The organism is Rhodanobacter sp. T12-5 (assembly GCF_008329435.1).
GTDB lineage: Bacteria > Pseudomonadota > Gammaproteobacteria > Xanthomonadales > Rhodanobacteraceae > Rhodanobacter.
Genome location: NZ_NPKN01000001.1, coordinates 458,739 through 473,939, shown reverse-complemented (window position 1 = coordinate 473,939; position 15,201 = coordinate 458,739). Strand labels below are relative to the sequence as shown.

The 15,201-nt window shown below is 68.4% G+C and carries 15 protein-coding genes; 3 read left to right on the top strand and 12 right to left on the bottom strand.

Annotation, left to right across the window (positions count from 1 at the left end; translation table 11 throughout):
* The 7 genes from CIW53_RS02080 to CIW53_RS02050 form a co-directional block, all read right to left on the bottom strand.
* Positions 1 to 498, bottom strand: a complete 498-nt coding sequence (locus CIW53_RS02080) for a DnrO protein (protein WP_149363037.1) — start codon at positions 496 to 498, stop codon at positions 1 to 3.
* Between the two features lie 115 nt (positions 499 to 613).
* Positions 614 to 1,081, bottom strand: a complete 468-nt coding sequence (locus CIW53_RS02075; protein WP_149363036.1) for an OsmC family protein — start codon at positions 1,079 to 1,081, stop codon at positions 614 to 616.
* Between the two features lie 2 nt (positions 1,082 to 1,083).
* On the bottom strand, positions 1,084 to 4,341 hold the full coding sequence (locus CIW53_RS02070; protein WP_149363035.1) for an efflux RND transporter permease subunit: 3,258 nt from the start codon (positions 4,339 to 4,341) through the stop codon (positions 1,084 to 1,086).
* On the bottom strand, positions 4,338 to 5,456 hold the full coding sequence (locus tag CIW53_RS02065) for an efflux RND transporter periplasmic adaptor subunit (protein ID WP_149363034.1): 1,119 nt from the start codon (positions 5,454 to 5,456) through the stop codon (positions 4,338 to 4,340). The genes CIW53_RS02070 and CIW53_RS02065 overlap by 4 nt, the downstream gene beginning before the upstream one ends.
* Positions 5,457 to 5,475: 19 nt before the next feature.
* On the bottom strand, positions 5,476 to 6,783 hold the full coding sequence (locus CIW53_RS02060; protein WP_149363033.1) for an FAD/NAD(P)-binding oxidoreductase: 1,308 nt from the start codon (positions 6,781 to 6,783) through the stop codon (positions 5,476 to 5,478).
* A 168-nt stretch (positions 6,784 to 6,951) separates the two neighbouring features.
* A complete protein-coding gene (locus CIW53_RS02055; protein ID WP_149363032.1) occupies positions 6,952 to 7,335 on the bottom strand; it encodes a DUF302 domain-containing protein in 384 nt (127 codons plus the stop codon).
* Between the two features lie 28 nt (positions 7,336 to 7,363).
* The gene (locus CIW53_RS02050) at positions 7,364 to 7,570 is read right to left on the bottom strand and encodes a DUF2892 domain-containing protein (protein WP_140648355.1); all 207 of its coding nucleotides are present in this window, start codon (positions 7,568 to 7,570) and stop codon (positions 7,364 to 7,366) included.
* A 161-nt stretch (positions 7,571 to 7,731) separates the two neighbouring features.
* Here CIW53_RS02050 and CIW53_RS02045 point away from each other — a divergent pair, with 161 nt between their 5' ends.
* The 3 genes from CIW53_RS02045 to CIW53_RS02035 are packed head-to-tail and all read left to right on the top strand — an operon-like array spanning position 7,732 to position 10,112.
* Entirely contained in the window at positions 7,732 to 8,097 is a 366-nt protein-coding gene (locus tag CIW53_RS02045; RefSeq protein ID WP_149363416.1) for a metalloregulator ArsR/SmtB family transcription factor, read from the top strand.
* Positions 8,098 to 8,148: 51 nt separating this feature from the next.
* A complete protein-coding gene (locus CIW53_RS02040) occupies positions 8,149 to 9,219 on the top strand; it encodes a peptidase U32 family protein (RefSeq protein WP_343191945.1) in 1,071 nt (356 codons plus the stop codon).
* An 11-nt stretch (positions 9,220 to 9,230) separates the two neighbouring features.
* Positions 9,231 to 10,112 (top strand): U32 family peptidase, encoded by an 882-nt coding sequence (locus CIW53_RS02035; protein WP_242451735.1) that lies wholly within the window; start codon positions 9,231 to 9,233, stop codon positions 10,110 to 10,112.
* A gap of 10 nt (positions 10,113 to 10,122) precedes the next feature.
* On the opposite strand, the gene CIW53_RS02030 is transcribed toward CIW53_RS02035, so the two are convergent.
* From CIW53_RS02030 to nadA, 5 genes are all read right to left on the bottom strand, one after another.
* On the bottom strand, positions 10,123 to 10,773 hold the full coding sequence (locus CIW53_RS02030; protein WP_149363030.1) for a hemolysin III family protein: 651 nt from the start codon (positions 10,771 to 10,773) through the stop codon (positions 10,123 to 10,125).
* 100 nt (positions 10,774 to 10,873) lie between these two features.
* Complete coding sequence (gene fabB / locus CIW53_RS02025) at positions 10,874 to 12,082, bottom strand: beta-ketoacyl-ACP synthase I (RefSeq protein ID WP_149363029.1); 1,209 nt, start codon at positions 12,080 to 12,082, stop codon at positions 10,874 to 10,876.
* A gap of 1 nt (position 12,083) precedes the next feature.
* Positions 12,084 to 12,599, bottom strand: a complete 516-nt coding sequence (gene fabA, locus CIW53_RS02020; protein WP_149363028.1) for a 3-hydroxyacyl-[acyl-carrier-protein] dehydratase FabA — start codon at positions 12,597 to 12,599, stop codon at positions 12,084 to 12,086.
* A gap of 135 nt (positions 12,600 to 12,734) precedes the next feature.
* Positions 12,735 to 14,174 carry an FAD-binding protein gene (locus CIW53_RS02015; protein WP_149363027.1) on the bottom strand — a complete coding sequence of 480 codons (1,440 nt, stop codon included), beginning with the start codon at positions 14,172 to 14,174 and terminating at the stop codon, positions 12,735 to 12,737.
* Positions 14,171 to 15,196, bottom strand: a complete 1,026-nt coding sequence (nadA, locus tag CIW53_RS02010; protein WP_149363026.1) for a quinolinate synthase NadA — start codon at positions 15,194 to 15,196, stop codon at positions 14,171 to 14,173. Before nadA ends, CIW53_RS02015 begins: the two co-directional genes overlap by 4 nt.
* Between the last annotated feature and the right edge of the window lie 5 nt (positions 15,197 to 15,201).

The window sequence follows — 15,201 nt, the reverse complement described above, 5'->3', positions numbered from 1 at the left end:
TCAGGGCTCGTCGTGCATCACGTGCTCGACCGGTGCGGACTGATCCCAGCCCGGGTCGTTGAAGTACTGCGGATAGTGCGCGATCGCCGCGCGCATGTCGGCCACCGCCCCGACCTTCTTCGGATCGGCCTTCAGTGCCTGTGCCGCGCTCAGCAGCGGCACCAGGATGCCGTGCAGCGCGGCGTCGGGCTCGGCTGCCAGCTTGCAGTGGGCGAACATGAAGGTCACCGCCTCCTCGACCGCGGTGGCACGATCCACCGCCATCGGCGCGCTCATGTGGCCCATCTCGTAGTGGCGCAGCTCGTCGACCGCGGCATGCACGCGGCGCATGCCGTCGCTCAACGGTGCATCCGGCGTCCAGCGCTGCGTCGGTACCGGCGCAGCCGCCGTGGCGGCGTGTGCCGTGTGGCCCTCATGGGCGTGCTGGGGAGAGGCCTGCGCCGCCATGGCCAGGCCGAGGCCACACGCCAGCGCAAGAACGGTCTTGACGGATTTCATGCGGAAAACTCCAGCAGGCGGCGCGGATGCCGCGGATGACGGGATGCTAGCGCGCCTTGACGCCATCCCGACTGATCCACGTCAACCTCGCAGCGCGCACCTGCCAGCGCACGGATCACGCCGACCCGGAGGCATGCAGCAATGTGCCCGCCGCATCGCGAACGCTGACGTCCACCGCGACACCTTGACGCACGCTCTCGGTGACCACGCAGAAGTCCTCGAACTGCTGCAGCAATCGTTCGATCTGCACGTAGTCGGCAGCGGCCTCCGGCAGCTCGATCGCCACCTCGATATGCGCCACGCGCAGGCGCTTGTGCTCGTTGCGTTCCAGCCGCGCCTTCGCCCGGGTCACGATGCTGCCCGGATGGTTCTTGAACTTGCGCAGCGAGAACAACAGGCTGGCACTCAGGCAGTTGGCCACGGCGGCGACCAGCATGCGCGATGGGTTCGGACCGGTGTCGTTGCCCAGCGGCGCGGATTCGTCGGTGTACAGCGCGGGGATCGCGGTGTCGTCGAATTCGATGCGGAAAACGTAATCCGATTCCTGGGTCAGGGTAAGCGTGAATTCCTGGGTCTCGCTCATGCTCACGCTCCTTCGGGGGATGGTGTCTCGGGCAAGGGATGCCGCTGCAGCCACACGTAATACAGCAGCGGAATCACCAGCAGGGTCAGTGCGGTCGACACCAGGATGCCGAAGATCAGCGACACCGCCAGGCCCTGGAAGATCGGGTCGTCGACGATGAAGAAACCGCCGATCATCGCCGCCACCCCGGTCAGCACGATGGGTTTCGCGCGCACCGCCGCGGCGTTGATCACCGCCTCGCGCAACGGCTGTCCGGCGGCCAGCGCGTGGTTGATGAAGTCGATCAGCAGGATCGAATTGCGCACGATGATGCCGGCCAGCGCGATCATGCCGATCATCGAGGTGGCGGTGTACTGCGCGCCCAGCAAGGCATGCCCCGGCATCACGCCGATCACGGTCAGCGGGATCGGCGCCATGATGATCAGCGGCACCACATAGCTCTTGAACTGGCCGACCACCAGCAGGTAGATCAGCAGCAGGCCGACCGAATACGCCAGCCCCATGTCGCGGAAGGTCTCGAACGTGATCTGCCACTCGCCATCCCACTTCACCGCGGCGCGGGTGGTGTCGGTGGGCTGCGCGATGAAGTGCTGCTGCAGCAGTTGGCCGTCCAGCCGCTCGTGGCGAAGTTCGCCGACCAGCGAGAACATGCCGTACAACGGGCTGTCGGTGGCGCCGGCATCGTCGCCGGTGACCGTGGCATAGGGCAGCAGGTCCTTGTGATAAATCGCCTTTTCCCAGTTTGCCGGCTGCACGCTGACCACCTCGGACAACGGCACCAGGGCCCCGCCCTGCGCGCGCACGCGCAACGCCAGCAGCTGGTTCATCGCCGCCTGGTCACCGGCGTCGAGGCGCAGGCGTATCGGCACCGCGTATTTCGCGTGGCCATCCATCAGGTAAGTCGCATCCTCGCCGGACAGCGCGGTGCGCAACACCTGCGCGATGGACGCCTGGTCCAGCCCCAGCCGCGCCGCGCGTGCGCGGTCGACCACCAGCACCTCGCGCGGCGCATCCGCCTCCACACTGGTGTCGACGTCGACGATGTCGGGGTTGGCCTTGAATTTCCGCTCCAGCGCGCGCGCCGTGCGGCGCACGTCGGCGTAGTCGGGTCCGTAGACCTCGGCCACGATCGGTGCGAGCACGGGCGGACCGGGCGGCACCTCGACCACCTTCACCGAAGCGCCGTAGCGCGCGCCGATGCGGGCCAGCGCCGGCCGCACGGCCAGTGCGATCGCGTGGCTCTGGCGCGAGCGCTCGCTCTTGTCGACCAGGTTCACCTGCAGGTCGCCGACGATCGGACCGTTGCGCAGGTAGTACTGGCGCACCAACCCGTTGAAGGTGATCGGCGCGGCGGTGCCGGCATAGCCCTGCCAGTCCTTCACTTCGGGCACGCCGGCCAGGCTCTGCGCCAGCTCGCCGAGCAGGCGGTTGGTGCGCTCCAGCGTGCTGCCCTCGGGCATGTCCACCACGATCTGGAACTCGGACTTGTTGTCGAACGGCAGCATCTTCAGCACCACCGCCTTGATCACCACCAGGCCCACGGCGGCCAGCACCAGCACGCCCATCGCGGCGAACAGCAGGCGGCGCCGGCGCGGCGCGCGGTCGCCGTCGAGGAACGGCAGCATCAGCCGATGGAACACGCGGTGCAGGCGGCCATCGCCCGCGGCATGGCTGTCCGTCGGCGCAGCGTCGGTGTGCCGGTGATGGCCGAGCAGCTTCAGCGCCAGCCATGGCGTCACGATCAGCGCGACCGCCAGCGACAGCAGCATGCCGGCCGAGGCGTTGATCGGGATCGGCCGCATGTACGGCCCCATCAGGCCGGACACGAAGGCCATCGGCAGCAGCGCGGCGATCACCGTGAAGGTGGCCAGGATGGTCGGCCCGCCGACCTCGCTGACCGCCGCGGGAATCGCCTCGCGCAGGGTGCGTCCGCCCCGAGCCGTCTCCGATCCGGCCATGTGCCGGTGGATGTTCTCCACCACCACGATCGCATCGTCGACCAGGATGCCGATCGAGAAGATCAGCGCGAACAGCGAGACGCGGTTGATGGTGAAGCCCATCGCCCACGATGCAAACAGGGTCAGCGCCAGGGTGATGACCACCGCGCTGCCGACCACGATCGCCTCGCGCCAGCCCATCGCCAGCAGCACCAGCAGCACCACCGAGGAGGTGGCGAAAATCAGCTTGTGGATCAGCTTGTCCGCCTTGTCGGTGGCGGTCTGGCCGTAGTCGCGGGTCACCGTGACGTGGACGCCGGCGGGAATCACCACGCCTTCGAGCACATGCAGTTGCGCACGGATCGCGTCGGTGATGTCGGCAGCATTGGTACCAGGCTTCTTCGCCACCGCGATGGTCACCGCCGCTGCGTTGCCGGCAGCGGGACCGGCCTTGCCGGCGGGCGCCCCGAACCAGACATAGCGGCTGGGCAGGTCGGCGCCCTGATGGATCGTGGCCACGTCGGAGAGGAACACCGGCTGGCCGTTCTTCAGGCCGATCACCAGTTGCGCCACATCCGCCGCGTCGGCGAGAAAACGCCCGGCGGTCACCGGCACATCGCGGTTGCCCGTCACGCGATCGCCGGCCTGGGTCACCACATTGGCCGCGCGCAAGGCATTCGCCAGGTCGCCGACGGCCATGCCGTAGGCGGCCAGTTTCGCCGCATCCAGATCCACCACGACCGCCCGCTCGGGCGCGCCGATGGTGTAGACGTCGCGTGTGCCGGGCACGCGCTTCAATTCGGTTTCCAGCGTATGCGCGACTTCGGCCAGCTGGGTCGGGCCCTGCGCGGGATCGTCGCTCCACAGCGTGAGCGCCATCACCGGCACGTCGTCGATGCCCATCGGCCGCACCAGCGGCGGGCCCACGCCCAGGTTGGGCGGCACGAAGCCCTGGTTCTGGAACACCTGGTTGTACAGCCGCACGATCGCGGTCTGCCGCGGCACGCCGACCTGGAACTCCACCGTGATCACCGCCATGCCGGGCCGGCTCACCGAGTAGACGTGCTTCACGCCTTCGAGCTCGGCCAGCTTCTGCTCCAGCGGATAGGCCACCAGGTTCTCGACGTCGTGCACGTCGGCACCGGGGAACGGCACCATCACGTTGGCCATGGTCACGTCGATCTGCGGCTCTTCCTCGCGCGGCGTGATCATCACCGCGACCAGGCCCAGCAGCAGTGCCGCGATCGCCAGGATCGGCGTCAGCGGCGAACGCTGGAATGTGCGGGCGATGCGGCCGGAGAAGCCGAGCCGTGGCTCGCTCATGGCGCGACTCCGTGCCGGCTCTCGATCGATCCGCTCCCGGTCGATCTGTGCTCGATCAGCCAGCGCGCGGCGGCGGCCGGATCGGTGGCGACCCGTTCGCCGTCGTCGAGCCCGGCCAGCACCTCGACCTGGTCCGCGTAGCGATGACCGATGCGCAACTGGCGCAAGGCTGCGCCGTGCTCATCCAGCACGTACACGCCCAGCAGCTCGCCACGCTGCACCAGCGCGCTGGCCGGCAGCAGCAGGCGTTTCGCCTCACCGGTGGCAAAGGCGACCTTCACCGTCATGCCGGGATACAGGCCGGTGTCGCCAGCAGGCAATTGCAGCCGCACATTGAAGGTGTGGGTGTTCGGGTCGGCGTACGGAAACACGCTGACGCTGCCGGCGGCGACCCGGCGTGCGCCGTCGCCGGTGAGCAGCACCTCGGCCGCATGGAAACGGCGGATCGCATCGACCGCGCTTTGCGGCACCTGCACGTTGACGCGCAGATCGTCCAGCGATTGCAGCGCGATCAACGGCTGGGGCGACGGCGGACCGGCCTGCACCGCCTCGCCCACCTGCACGTAGCGGCGGGTGATGATGCCTGCGTAGGGCGCGCGCAGCACCGTGTAGTCCAGCGCCTGGCCCACCTGATCGAGCTGGGCCCGGGCCGACGCCAGCGCCGCCTGTGCCGCATCGCGCTGGGCGCGCTGCTGATCCATCTGTGCCGCGGAGACGAAACCCTTCGCGTAGACCGCTTCGATGCGCTTGTACGACGCGGCAGCCTCCCGGTAGGTCGCCTCGGCCGAAGCGACCTGTGCCTGTGCCGCGCTGCGCGCCGACTTCTGCTCGACGTCGGTGAAGCGCACCAGCACATCGCCCTTGGCGACGATATCGTTGACGTCATGCGGCAGCTCGAGCACCAGCGCGTTGGTTTGCGCCGTGATCGTGGCCTGGTTCACTGCCTCCACCACGCCGTCCCAGACCTGTTCGTCATGCGCCGCCTGTGCGTGCACAACCACGCTGGCCAGCGCCGGTGGCGGGTTCTGCGCGGCAGTCGGCGGATGAGGCTTGCCGCAGCCGACCAGCGCGACGACAACCAGCAGCATGGCGACCAGGGGCGGGACGGATTTCATGGCAAGGACGCTCGGTGTGTCATCGGGGTGGAATCACGCCCTCGGGCTGCGTCGCCGGCTTGAGCCGTTCGATGCCGAGGGCTTTCATCACGTACTTTTCGTAGACCGGCTCGGTGTTGCCCGAGCGGATCTTGTGCATGAAGTATTTCTCGAACGCGACCTTGGCCAGATGCACCCACTTGCCCTGCTTCGCCCAGGTGACATTGCGCGGCGGGATCTGCGGAATGGCCACGAACGCCGCGCCGCTGTCGCCCATGTCGGCCAGGCACACCGCGTTCCATGTCGCCTCGGCGGTGGCGGGCCTGCCGTCGATGGCGGCCTTGATGTTGGCAGCCAGCGCACCGACCATGGATTCGATCATGAAGCCGGTCTTGGGCGCCCCGGTCGGCACCGCCGTCACCTCCACCGGCGGGATCGCCACGCACACGCCGGCGGAGAAGATGTTCGGAAACGCCGGATTGCGCTGGTGCTTGTCGATCAGCACGAAGCCGCGCGGATTGACCAGTCCCTCGACGCCGCGTAGCGCGGCCACGCCGGTGAACGCGGGGATCACCATCGAGTAGACAAACGGCAACGCGTGAGTCTCCAGCACCTGGCCGTGCGCGTCATGCTCGCTGACCTGCATCACGCCGGGCTCGACCTTGTCGATGCGTGCATTGGTGATCCACTTGATGTGGCGCTGGCGCAGCTCCTTCTCCAGCAGTCCCCTGGAATCGCCCACGCCGCCGAGTCCCATGTGGCCGATGTACGGCTCCGGCGTGACGAACGTCATCGGCACCCGATCGCGCAATTTGCGCCGGCGCAAATCGGTGTCGAGGATCATCGCGAACTCGTAGGCCGGGCCGAAGCAGCTCGCCCCCTGCGCGGCGCCGACCACCACCGGGCCGGGCGCTTGCAGGAACGCCTCGTAGGCCTGCCAGGCAGCGGTCGCATGCGCCGTGGTACAGACCGATTGCGTGTAACCGGCTAGCGGCCCCAGCCCCGGAATTTCGTCGAAGGCCAGGCGCGGGCCGGTGGTGATGACCAGGTAGTCGTACTTCAGCTCGCGGCCATCCTGCAGCAGCACGCGGTTCTCCGCCGGATGGACCGCGCTGGCCGGCGAGTCGACGAACGCGATGTCGTGCCGGCCCAGCGCCGACGCGGCGTCGATCTGCACGTCGGCAGGCTCGCGCCAGCCGATGCCTACCCACGGGTTGGATGGCGTGAACGAGAACAGGCCACCCTCGCCGACCACCGTGACGCGATGGGCGCTACCCAACGTGGCCTTGATTTCATAGGCGGCACTCATGCCGCCCAGACCCGCACCAATGATGACGACGTCGCACATGGCAGACTCCTGCTCAGAGGGGATGCTGGCAGCGTGTGCCATCAAAGCCGGGGAGGACTTGAGCGTGGTCAACTCGGCAGGCGATGGTGCCGGCAAGACCCGCAGGGACTTCACGCAGGGATCCGACCTGGTTTCGGCGCCGCGGGGCGCCGGTACGGCCGCGGCATTTCACCGGGCCTCGTCGATGATGCGCGTGACGACCTGCTCCACTTCGCCCGCCGTCGCAACCAGGGCGGCATCGGTCGAGAGCATGCCCAACATCCGCACCGGCCGGATCATGCCGATCCAGGTCTTGCCGCCGTCGGTGTAGACCGAGATGCGGCACGGCAGCGCCATGTTCAGCCGCATGTCCGCCGCCAGCACGCTGGCCGCCTGCTGCGGATTGCACACTTCGAACACCTTGCACTGGCGCTCGAACGCGACGCCCTTGCTGCGCAGGGTGGCGCCCAGATCGTGCACGTGCAGCACGCCGAAGCCGTTGCGCACGACCGCTTCGGCCAGGTCGGTGGCGGCCTGTTCCGGCGTCTTGGATGTTTCAACGATGTAATACATGGTTCACCTCGGCTCGACGCAACGCCACTCAGGACGGAAAGGCGCAACCGGGCTTCAGGCCCAGCTTGCGCAGCAGCATCGCCAGCGGGCAGAAGCCGGTGAACGAGGACTGCAGCAGGTTGGCGCCCACGAACACCGGGAGCCAGATCCAGCCCGGCGCCACGAAGTGCGCCAGCGCGATACCCACCAGCACGACGGTGCCGGCGAAACCCAGAACGATGCGATCGACATTCATGGCGGAACTCCTGCGATGGGGTGGAAACCGGCGGGAGGCCAGCAATCGCTGGCCCTCCCGGATAAATCAATGTCATCTAAATTAGCTTTATCTTAATTAGATATCATGGTAAAGTCAATTCCATGAAACAGGCAATCGCGCGCATCAAGAAGGTTCACCCGATGAGCATGCCGGCCGATGCGGACCTGGACCTCATGCAGTCGCGCGCCGAAGAGGCCTCGCAGCTGCTCAAGACGCTGGGCAATGCGCAGCGGCTGCGCATGCTGTGCCTGCTGCTGGACGGCGAGATGTCGGTGGGGCAGATCAACGAGCAACTGCCCGAACTCAGCCAGTCGGCGCTGTCCCAGCACCTGGCCCGGCTGCGCGACGAAGGCCTGGTCAGTACCCGGCGCGAAGCGCAGACCGTCTGGTACACCCTGCCCGCGGGCCCCGCGCACGCCATCATCGCCACGCTGTACGGTATCTACTGCGCAAGCGACACCGACTCGCGCGGAGCAAGGAGCCGGCGCGCGCGCCGCACCGGCTGACCCCCGCCGGCCGTCCGTTCAGGCGGGACCGGTCCTCCGACACGATCCGGGATGATCCACGTCAACGCAGCCGCCCCGGGCAACCGCCACGATGCGCCCCGAACTCCCAGCTTCGAGGTGCTCATGCAACTGGTCTGTCCTGCCGGCAACCTGCCGGCGCTGCAAGCGGCGATCGACGCCGGCGCCGATGCGGTCTACGCGGGCTTCCGCGACCAGACCAACGCCCGCGCGTTTCCCGGGCTGAACTTCAGCGACGACGAACTGCGCGATGGCATCGCCTACGCGCACCAGCGCGGCAGGCAGGTCTACCTGGCGCTGAACACCTATCCCGACAGCGCGCGCCTGCCGCAGTGGTACAGCGCGGTGGACAAGGCCGCCGAGTTCGGCTGCGACGCGATCATTGCCGCCGAGATGGCCGTGCTCGACTACGCCACGCGCACGCATCCATCACTCAAGCGGCATCTGTCGGTACAAGGTTCGGCCACCACCGCGCCCGCGCTGCGCTATGCCTACGAGCGCTTCGGCATCAGCCGCGCGGTGCTGCCGCGGGTGCTGTCGATCCAGCAGGTCGAACGCCTGTGCGAAGGCTCGCCGGTGCCGCTGGAGGTGTTCGCGTTCGGCAGCCTGTGCATCATGGTCGAGGGCCGCTGCCAGTTGTCGAGCTACGTCACCGGCGCCTCGCCGAACCGCCACGGCGTGTGTTCGCCGGCCAGCTTCGTGCGCTGGGAGGAACACGACGACGGTCGCCGCAGCGTACGCCTCAACCAGGTGCTGATGGACCGTTTCGAACCGCGCGAACCGGCCGGCTATCCGACCGTGTGCAAGGGCCGCTTCGAAGTCGGCGGCGAGATCTTCCACGCGCTGGAGGAACCGACCAGCCTGAACACGCTGGAGCTGCTGCCGCGACTGGCGCAGGCCGGCGTGGCGGCGTTGAAGATCGAGGGGCGCCAGCGCGGCGTGGCGTATGTGGGTTCGGTCACCCGCACCTGGCGTGCGGCGCTGGACCGCTACCGCGACGCTCCCGCCAGCTGGAGCCTGCAGCCCGGCTGGCAGCAGTCGCTGTCGAAACACGCCGAGGGTCACCAGACCACGCTCGGCCCCTATCACCGCTCCTGGCATTGACGATGACGACGATGAAACTGAGCCTCGGACCGCTGCAGTATTTCTGGCCGCGCGAACGCACGCTGGCGTTCTACCGCGAGGCCGCCGACTGGCCGGTCGACGTCATCTATCTGGGCGAGACGGTATGCAGCAAGCGGCGCGAACTCGGTACACGCGACTGGATCGCGCTGGCCGCCGAGCTTGCCCGCAGCGGCAAGCAGATCGTGCTGTCCTCGCTGGCGCTGATCGAAGCCGAGTCCGAGCTGGGCGCACTGCAGCGGCTGGTCGATCACGGCGACTGCTGGATCGAGGCGAACGACCTGTCCGCGGTGCAGCTGTGTCGCGAGCGCGGCGTGCCGTTCGTGGCCGGCCCCACGCTCAACGTTTACAACCACCAGACGCTGGCGATGCTGATGGAAGACGGCCTGCGCCGCTGGGTGCCGGGTGTCGAACAAGGCCACACCTTGCTGCGTGAATTGCGCGAGGCGATGCAGGCGCAAGGCAGGACGATGCCCGAGCTCGAAGTGATCGCATTCGGCCGGCTGCCGCTGGCTTTCTCCGCACGCTGCTTCACCGCACGCGCACTCGACGTGGCGAAAGACCAGTGCGGCTTCCGCTGCATCGACTATCCCGACGGCATGCCGCTGGCCACGCGCGAGGGCCGCCCGTTCCTGCGCATCAACGGCATCCAGATCCAGGGCGAGGAGATCACCGACCTCGGCCCCGAGCTGCCGGTGCTGCGCGAACTGGGCGTGGACATCTTGCGGCTGTATCCGCAGGCCGAAGGCATGGCCGAGATGGTGGCGCACTACCACCTCGCCCGCCGCTCACCGGTGGCGCCGCCACGCATCGGCGCGCGCAACGGCTACTGGTACGGCGAGCCGGGCATGCGCTTGACCGAAGCGCCGGCATGAGCGCCGCCGCTCAATACGCGTAACCCAGCACGGTGGCGTAGTGGCAGCCGGTGCCGGCAAGCACGAACAGATGCCAGATGAAATGGCTGTAGCGCAGCCGCTCGTGCAGCATGAAAAACACCACGCCCAGCGTATACGCCACGCCACCGCCGAACAGCAGGATCAAGCCGGCCGCCGGCATGTGCTGCCACAGCGGGCGGATCGCGATCAGCGCCATCCAGCCCATCGCCACATACAGCGCCGTGGACAGCCGCTCGAACCGCGCGCCCACCACCAGCTTGAACACCAGCCCCAGCAGCGCCAGGCTCCAGATCACGCCGAGCAGGGCCAGGCCCCAGCTGTCGCGCAACACGCCCAGTGCGATCGGTGTATAGGTGCCGGCGATCAGCAGGTAGATCGCGCCGTAATCCAGCCGCCGCAGCCACGCCTTGGCCCGCTCGTGCGACACCGCGTGATACAGCGTCGAAGCCATGTACAACAGGATCGTACTGCCGCCGAACACCGCCGCCCCCACCATCGCCGCGGTGCTGCCGACATGCACCGCGTTGACGATCAGGATCGGCAGGCCAACGATGGCCAGCACCACGCCGAGGCCATGGCTGATGCTGTTGGCAAGTTCCTCGCCAAAGGTCGATGGGCGTGAGGCTGGAATGGATGGCATGGGGCTCTTCCGGAGGATGGGAGTGGTGAAAGGCGATGGTGGCCGCCCGTGTGCAGGAGCCCGCTGGCGGGCCCCTGCGGCAGCAGTGCTGGTGTTGCCATCACACCCTGGCGAACACCAGGCTGGCGTTGGTGCCGCCGAAGCCGAAGCTGTTGGACATCACCGTGCGCAGCTGCGCATCGCGGCTTGCACGCACGATCGGGAAGCCTTCGGCGCGCGGGTCCAGCTCGTCAATATGGGCCGAGCCGGCGATGAAGCCTTCGTTGAGCATCAGCAGGCTGTAGATCGCCTCGTGCACGCTGGCCGCGCCGAGCGAGTGACCGGTCAGCGCCTTGGTCGAGGACAGCGGCGGCACCGCATCGGCGAAAACCTTGCGCACCGATTGCAGCTCCACGATGTCACCCAGCGGCGTGGCCGTGCCATGGGTGTTGAGGTAGTCGATCGGCGCGCGCAGGTTGGCCATCGCCATCTGCATGCAGCGCACCGCGCCTTCGCCGGACGGCGCCACCATGTCGGCGCCATCGGAAGTGACGCCGTAACCGACCAGTTCGGCATGGATGTGCGCGCCGCGTGCGCGGGCATGCTCGTATTCCTCCAGCACCAGCATGCCGCCGCCACCGGCGATGACGAAGCCGTCGCGGGCAACGTCATACGGGCGCGACGCGCGCTGCGGCGTGTCGTTGCTGCCGGTGGAAAGCGCGCCCATCGCATCGAACTGCGCGGTCATGCCCCAGTGCTCCTCCTCGCCGCCGCCGGCGAACATCACGTCCTGCGCGCCATGCCGAATCAGGTCCGCCGCGGCGCCGATACAATGCCCCGAGGTCGCGCAGGCGGCGGCGATCGAATAGCTCAGGCCGAGGATGCCGAATGCGGTAGCCAGCGTGGCCGACACGGTGGAGCACATCGTGCGCGGCACCATGAACGGGCCGACCTTGCGCACGCCCTTGTGGCGCAGCAGGTCGCCGGTCTCGATCTGCCAGCGCGGCGAACCGCCGCCGGAACCGGCGATCACGCCGGTGCGTGGGTGGCAGATGTGCTCGATGGCAAGCCCGGCATCGGCGATCGCCGAACGCATCGCCACGTAGGCGTAGGCGGCGGCGTCACCCATGAAGCGGCGCAGCTTGCGGTCGATCTCGGCATCCAGGTCGATCTCCGGCACGCCGGCGACCTGGCTGCGCAGGCCGAGTTCAGCGTAACCGGGCATCGCGCGGATGCCGCTGAGGCTCTCGTGCAGTGCGTGCGACACCGTCGCCGTCTGGTTGCCCAGGCACGACACGATGCCCATGCCGGTCACCACGACGCGGCGCATCTCAAAAGCCCTCGGTGGACTGGAACAGGCCCACGCGCATGTCGCTCGCCTCGTAGATCAGGCGGTCGTCGACGAAGGTCTTGCCGTCGGCGATCACCATGCGCAATTTGCCGCGCATCACGCGGCGGATGTCGATCTTGTAGCGCACCAGCTTCGCCGTCGGCATGACCTGCCCGGAAAATTTCACCTGGCCCACGCCCAGCGCGCGACCGCGACCGGGTTCACCCAGCCAGGGCAGGAAGAACCCGCTGAGCTGCCACATCGCATCGAGCCCGAGGCAACCGGGCATCACCGGATCGCCAAGAAAATGGCAGCCGAAAAACCACAGCTCCGGATGGATGTCCAATTCGGCTTGGATCAATCCCTTGCCATACGCCCCGCCTTCGGTGGCGATATGGGAAATGCGGTCGAACATCAGCATCGGCGGCGCGGGCAGTCGTGCATTGCCGTCGCCGAACAGTTCGCCCCGGCCACAGGCCAGCAGTTGTTCGTAATCGAGCGAAGATGGACGTGTCATGGAAGGCTCGCTGGGTGGGGAAGCTGCAGTTTGCACAACTGAATCTGCGCGCGTCTTGACGAGAGTCAGCCAGCGCCACTGATGAGGGCCACGGCAGGCGTTGCGGCATAGGGCATATCGCCGCAGCGCACCGCTTCAGCCGCGATCAAGCCGACAATGCGCGCCGAGGCTGCGCCGGCGCAACGCGGCCGCGCGCAGCAGCGATTTGGCCAGACGCATCTGCCAGCCGGCGTCCGCGGCAGCCGCACAGGCACGCCATGCGTCGCGCAATGACGATGCCTCGCGCACCGGACCGGCGGCATGCCACAGCAGCGTGCGCAACGCGGCCAGCGCTGCCGGTGGCAAACCGTCGCCACGCTCGGCCCAGCGATGGCTGCCCGGTCCACTGCGCACCGGCGCGGCAATCGCCAGCGCGGCGCCGAGCCGGCGACCGCACGCCACCCCTTCCAGCAGCGAATTGCTGGCCAGCCGGTTGGCGCCATGCACGCCGTTGCAGGCAACCTCGCCCACCGCGTGCAGGCCGGCCAAGGTGCTGCGCCCATCCAGGTCGGTGGCGATGCCGCCCATGTGGAAATGTGCGGCGGGCGTCACCGGCAGCGGCACCTGCCGCGGATCAAGACCATGCGCCAGGCACGCCGCCAGCACGGTGGGAAAGCGGAGGTTCCAGTCGCCACTCACCGCCGTCGCATCGAGCCAGACCTTGCCGCCCTCGCGCTGCATCTGCCAGACGCGGCGGGCCACCACATCACGCGGCGCCAGATCGCCGAGCGGATGCAGGCCGCGCATCAGCGGTTGCCCGGCGGCATCGAGCAGGCGCGCACCGGCGCCGCGCAGAGCCTCGGTGATCAGCGGCAGGCAATGGCCGTCGACATCCAGCGCGGTGGGATGAAACTGCATGAACTCCAGATCGCGCGACGCGGCGCCGCTGGCCAGGCCCAGCGCCAGCCCCGCACCATCCGCACCGGCCGGATTGCTGGTGTGCGCAAACAGCGCACCGATGCCGCCGGTGGCAAGCACCACCGCGGCGGCCTCCATGTGTTGCCGGCGGCCACGCTCGTCGCGGGTGCGCACACCGACCACGGCACCATCGCGCAACAACAGCGCATCGACATCGACGCCACCGCGCCACTGCACATGCGCCGACGACTGCACCCTGGCGCGCAGCGCGCGCACCAGCGCCGCGCCGGTGGCATCGCCGCCGGCGTGCACGATGCGCGCGGCGCCATGGCCGCCCTCGCGACCCAGCTGCAGGCTGCCGTCGACGCCGCGATCGAACCGCACGCCCTGCTGCTGCAACCAGGCGATCGCGCCCGGCGCCTCGCCGGTCAGCCATTGCACCGCAGTCGCGTCGTTGTGCCGGGCGCCCGCCTCGATGGTGTCGCCGGCATGCGCAGCGGTGCTGTCGTGCGGATCGAGCGCGGCGGCGATGCCACCCTGCGCCAGCGCGCTGGCACTGCCGCTGCCGTCGTGCGCACGGCACAGCAGGCGCACCGGCGCCGGCGCCGCGGCAAGCGCCGTGACCAGACCGGCCACGCCACCGCCTACCACCACGATGGGTCGACGTTCGCGCCTCACACGGTTTCGCGCCGACCCACGGCCAGCATCCGCTGCAGCGCCGCGCGGGCACGCACGGCAACCTGCGGCGGCACCTCCACGGCATGCCTCAGGTCACGCAGGGCTTCGTAGATCTTCGGCAGGGTGATCCGCTGCATGTGCGGACACAGGTTGCACGGCTTGATGAATTGCGTCGCCGGGAACTGTGCGCGCAGGTTGTCGGCCATCGAGCACTCGGTGATCAACGCGACGCGTGCCGGCTTTTCGCGTTCCAGCCACTTGCCCATGGCCGTGGTGGAACCGACGAAATCCGCCTCGGCGAGTACCTCCGGCGGACACTCCGGATGCGCCACCAGCATCGCGTCGAACTGTTCGCGCGCGTGCCGCGCCTGTTGCGCGGTGAACTTCTCGTGCACCTCGCAGCGGCCGTGCCACAGCACCAGCTCGACCCGGGTCTGGCTGGCGACGTGGCGGCCCAGGTACTCGTCGGGCAGGAAGATCACCTTGCCCGTGCCCATCGACTCGACCACCTGCACCGCATTCGCCGAGGTGCAGATCGCGTCGGACTCCGCCTTCACCGCGGCCGAGGTGTTGGCGTAGCTCACCACCGGCACGCCGGGGTGTTGCGCGCGCAGCGCACGCACGTCGGCGGCAGTGATCGACGAAGCCAGCGAGCAGCCGGCTTCGAGGTCGGGAATCAGCACGGTCTTTCCCGGCGCCAGGATCTTTGCGCTCTCGGCCATGAAGTGCACGCCGCACAACACGATCAGGTCGGCGTCGCAGTCGGCCGCCGCCTGCGCCAGGCCGAGCGAGTCGCCGGTGATGTCGGCCACGCCGTGGAAGATCTCCGGCGACTGGTAGCTGTGCGCCATGATCACCGCACCGCGCTGCTTCTTCAGCGTGTTGATGGCTTCGATCCACGGCAGGTGCAGGGATATTTCCAGGCACGGCACCAGCGGTTCCAGGCGCTCGGCCAGCGCGGCGTACTCGTGTTCGAGTTCGTCGCGCCAGACCGGCACGGGCAGCGTTGCGGAGGCGGTCATCGTGA

What these genes read in the sequence shown, in the direction of transcription:
- CIW53_RS02080 (WP_149363037.1), bottom strand. Translation starts at nt 498, where the DNA reads ATGAAATCCGTCAAGACCGTTCTTGCGCTGGCGTGTGGCCTCGGCCTG.
- CIW53_RS02075 (WP_149363036.1), bottom strand. Translation starts at nt 1,081, where the DNA reads ATGAGCGAGACCCAGGAATTCACGCTTACCCTGACCCAGGAATCGGAT.
- CIW53_RS02070 (WP_149363035.1), bottom strand. Translation starts at nt 4,341, where the DNA reads ATGAGCGAGCCACGGCTCGGCTTCTCCGGCCGCATCGCCCGCACATTC.
- CIW53_RS02065 (WP_149363034.1), bottom strand. Translation starts at nt 5,456, where the DNA reads ATGAAATCCGTCCCGCCCCTGGTCGCCATGCTGCTGGTTGTCGTCGCG.
- CIW53_RS02060 (WP_149363033.1), bottom strand. Translation starts at nt 6,783, where the DNA reads ATGTGCGACGTCGTCATCATTGGTGCGGGTCTGGGCGGCATGAGTGCC.
- CIW53_RS02055 (WP_149363032.1), bottom strand. Translation starts at nt 7,335, where the DNA reads ATGTATTACATCGTTGAAACATCCAAGACGCCGGAACAGGCCGCCACC.
- CIW53_RS02050 (WP_140648355.1), bottom strand. Translation starts at nt 7,570, where the DNA reads ATGAATGTCGATCGCATCGTTCTGGGTTTCGCCGGCACCGTCGTGCTG.
- CIW53_RS02045 (WP_149363416.1), top strand. Translation starts at nt 7,732, where the DNA reads ATGAGCATGCCGGCCGATGCGGACCTGGACCTCATGCAGTCGCGCGCC.
- CIW53_RS02040 (WP_343191945.1), top strand. Translation starts at nt 8,149, where the DNA reads ATGATCCACGTCAACGCAGCCGCCCCGGGCAACCGCCACGATGCGCCC.
- CIW53_RS02035 (WP_242451735.1), top strand. Translation starts at nt 9,231, where the DNA reads ATGAAACTGAGCCTCGGACCGCTGCAGTATTTCTGGCCGCGCGAACGC.
- CIW53_RS02030 (WP_149363030.1), bottom strand. Translation starts at nt 10,773, where the DNA reads ATGCCATCCATTCCAGCCTCACGCCCATCGACCTTTGGCGAGGAACTT.
- fabB (WP_149363029.1), bottom strand. Translation starts at nt 12,082, where the DNA reads ATGCGCCGCGTCGTGGTGACCGGCATGGGCATCGTGTCGTGCCTGGGC.
- fabA (WP_149363028.1), bottom strand. Translation starts at nt 12,599, where the DNA reads ATGACACGTCCATCTTCGCTCGATTACGAACAACTGCTGGCCTGTGGC.
- nadA (WP_149363026.1), bottom strand. Translation starts at nt 15,196, where the DNA reads ATGACCGCCTCCGCAACGCTGCCCGTGCCGGTCTGGCGCGACGAACTC.